The sequence below is a fragment of the Wolbachia endosymbiont of Drosophila baimaii genome, assembly GCF_028982185.1.
Taxonomy (GTDB): Bacteria; Pseudomonadota; Alphaproteobacteria; order Rickettsiales; family Anaplasmataceae; genus Wolbachia; species Wolbachia pipientis.
In genome coordinates this window covers 1-3,091 of record NZ_JAPQLE010000017.1, presented here as the reverse complement: position 1 = coordinate 3,091, position 3,091 = coordinate 1, and the positions used below count along the sequence as shown (strand labels likewise).

Genomic DNA, 3,091 nt, shown 5'->3' with positions numbered 1-3,091 from the left:
TTTTCACTTGAGCGATGCAACAAAGCCATCCCAGTGTCAAGCACTGGGATGACACCATTTGTTGTAAACTCACTTTTACTCTATGGTTATACTACCTTGCTGCTATCCTGAACGGATACAGTGGGCTTATTAAATTATAGAATTACTTTAGCTATAGAATAAAATCTAGTGTTACTTCACGCCAAATGTGGTGGTGCTGAGTAGGCAAGCCGGTCAATGGGCTACATTTATATACTGCACGCATTGCGTTATCTGCTATCGACCTGAAAAGTGGATTATTTCGATAGGAATCACTGTCTGCTACATCGGCCATAATTATCTCGCCTTGACTGGACAATAATAAGTTAATTTTTGCATTAAAATTTTCTTTGTAAGCTACGCTTTCAGGAATGCTCCAGCATTTTGTGAGCTTGTCTCTTATAGAGTTAATAATTTCTGTTACAACTAATTCATCCTTTTTACTCTCAACGCTTTTTTCGTTTCCTATTTCATTTTTTGCCCCTCTAACATCCCTTCTTAGTTTTTTCTCTACACTTTTTTTTCTTTTTGGAATTGGAATGAATTCTTTACCCTCGTTAATAATGACTTCTTCTTGCATTTCGATAATTTGCCTCGGTTGTGCTACAACAGTGTGCTCAACTATTTCTTTTTTCCTTTGTGGTATAGGAACAGCTAACGTATCATTCGTTTGGGCTTTTGTTGAAGATAACGAAAAAAGCAAAAAACAACATAAAGACAAAAAAAGAATATAATTCGAATAGAAAAAACGCATATGTTAAGCAGCTTGTTTTACTGGTTTAAAGCTAATATTGCACGTAAAGTCAATATATTTTAGTTGATGGACGAGTTTGAAGTCAATAAGGAATCCCTTCAAAGCTGAAGGCAAGCGAAAGATTGTCTTCTCGACAGACAAAGGAATTGTATAATGGATTAAAAGGAACCGTATGACAAAAATTATAGCAAAAGAATATACAGAATTTTTAGAGCAGTTGAAGGATCATATTGCAACAAACCGTTATAAAGCAGCACTTGCAGTAAATAGTAAGCTTATTTTGCTTTACCACCATATTGGTACAGAGATCCTAAAACGCCAAAATCTGGGGAGCTAAGGTAATTGATCAATTAAGTAAGGATTTGAGAAGTACATTTCCAGAAATGAAAGGCTTTAGCATGAGAAATCTGAAGTATATGCGTAAGTTTGCCGAAGAATATCCTGATGTTGAATTTGTGCAGGAGCCTCTTGCACAATTAACTTGGTATCACAATATCACTCTTTTGGAAAAAATAGAAAGTCATGAAATAAGATTATTTTATGTAAAAAAAGCTATTGAACATGGCTGGTCACGTAACATTATGGTGATGCAGATAGAACTTGGACTACATAAACGTCAAGGAAAAGCAATAACTAATTTTAAAGAAAAATTACCATCTCCACAATCCGATCTAGCACATTACACATTAAAAGATCCGTATATTTTTGATTTTTTAAGTATAGGTAAGGATGCTCATGAAAGAGAAGTAGAAAAAGGACTCGTAGGGCATATGGAAAAATTTCTGTTAGAACTCGGTGAAGGATTTGCATTTGTTGGTAGACAATTTCATTTAGATGTTGGTAATAAAGACTTTTATATTGATTTATTATTCTATCATTTAAAGTTACGTTGCTTCGTAGTGATTGAACTAAAAGATAAGGATTTTAAGCCGGAATATGCTGGTAAAATGAATTTTTATCTTTCTGCAGTTGATGATTTACTGAAGCACTCGACAGATCAACCTTCTATAGGGTTAATCTTATGTAAATCTAAAGACGATGTACTTGCTAAATATACACTCAAAGACATAAATAAACCAATAGGATTAGCGGAATATCGAATAACTGAAAATCTACCAGAGAACATAAAAACAGCTTTACCGACGATAGAAGAATTAGAAGCTGAATTATCCAAAATTTCAGATAAGGAAAAGTAATGGTTACTAAAATCATTCAAACAATTATTTAGCAAACCAAAAACCAAAAGCTCAGCATGGAGGCTCAGGAAGAAGGGTGGCAGCCAATACCTTACTCTCTCATAGCCTTGAAACTTTGGAAGCAGACAGTAACGGAGTAAGTGATTTTTATGGATTACAAGCTCTAGGTGTACTATCCTATAATATCATACGGTCAATATACTCTAAATGAGATGGAAAGATGAAGGCATCATTATAGCTGCTAAAAAATACGGCGATAAACACTTAATTCTCTCTCTGTTTACAAAAAATCATGGAAAGCGCAGGGGATTAACTAAGCTAACAAACAATAGCAATTATAAGTTTCAGATAAGTAATCTATTACATGCAGAATGGAGTGCTAAGTTACCTGAAAATCTAGGTTTTTTTAAGTGCGAATTAATCGAATCTCCATTCCATCATTTCTTTCAAGATAGGTTAAAAAGCATTACTATTGTTTCTTTCTCCTCTATTTTAGAAAAAGTGCTTCCAGAAAGTGAACCCTGTGCCATGCTGTATGACAATTTTCGATATTTCATCGATGTAATTAAACACAACAATCAGTCTTGGCAAAGCCATTATCTTAACTTAGAGCTTCTGCTTCTTACGCAATTGGGATTCAAGTTAGACTTATCCAAATGCGCTGTAACAGGTGTTAAGGAAAATCTGCAATTTATTTCTCCAAAAACTGGTAGAGCAGTGTCAAAAAAAGTAGGAGATTATTATGCAGATAAACTCCTACCTTTTCCACAAATGTTGCATGATGTATACAATAATACCCTACAAAACAGCTACTCATTCCAAGAATTTCAGTTAGGACTGAAAGTCACAGGATATTTTTTAAATAAGTATCTATTTTTGCAGTTAAACGTGAAATTTCCAGAGCTGAGAAACCTCATGTTGTCGCTTTAATCTTAGTTATCATTTTTTTGAAATCATTTCAGAAATCTATAGCTAACCCAAGCAACACGTCATACCGCGATTCATTCCATAGCTGTACAAACATTCATTTTTGAAGGTATAGCACTTCTCATAATAGTCCAAAAAAGGTAAGATATGGATTTATAGTAGTGATGGTAAGCATGCCAGCAGCATATAGTTATGA

The 3,091-nt window shown here is 34.1% G+C and carries 2 protein-coding genes and 1 pseudogene; 2 read left to right on the top strand and 1 reads right to left on the bottom strand.

Annotated features, from left to right (window positions below):
• Window positions 1-151 precede the first annotated feature (151 nt).
• Window positions 152-772, bottom strand: a complete 621-nt coding sequence (locus OZD66_RS00460; RefSeq protein WP_182366510.1) for a hypothetical protein — start codon at window positions 770-772, stop codon at window positions 152-154.
• Window positions 773-944: 172 nt separating this feature from the next.
• Between OZD66_RS00460 and OZD66_RS00450 the strand changes: the two are divergent.
• Window positions 945-1,968 (top strand): annotated as a pseudogene (locus OZD66_RS00450) (PDDEXK nuclease domain-containing protein).
• 207 nt (window positions 1,969-2,175) lie between these two features.
• Window positions 2,176-2,898: a DNA repair protein RecO gene (gene recO, locus OZD66_RS00445; protein WP_182366507.1), complete on the top strand. Its 723-nt coding sequence runs from the start codon at window positions 2,176-2,178 to the stop codon at window positions 2,896-2,898.
• Window positions 2,899-3,091: the final 193 nt, after the last annotated feature.

Excerpts from the sequence above, each read along its gene's own strand:
- OZD66_RS00460 (WP_182366510.1), bottom strand. The coding sequence starts at position 772 with ATGCGTTTTTTCTATTCGAATTATATTCTTTTTTTGTCTTTATGTTGT.
- recO (WP_182366507.1), top strand. The coding sequence starts at position 2,176 with ATGAGATGGAAAGATGAAGGCATCATTATAGCTGCTAAAAAATACGGC.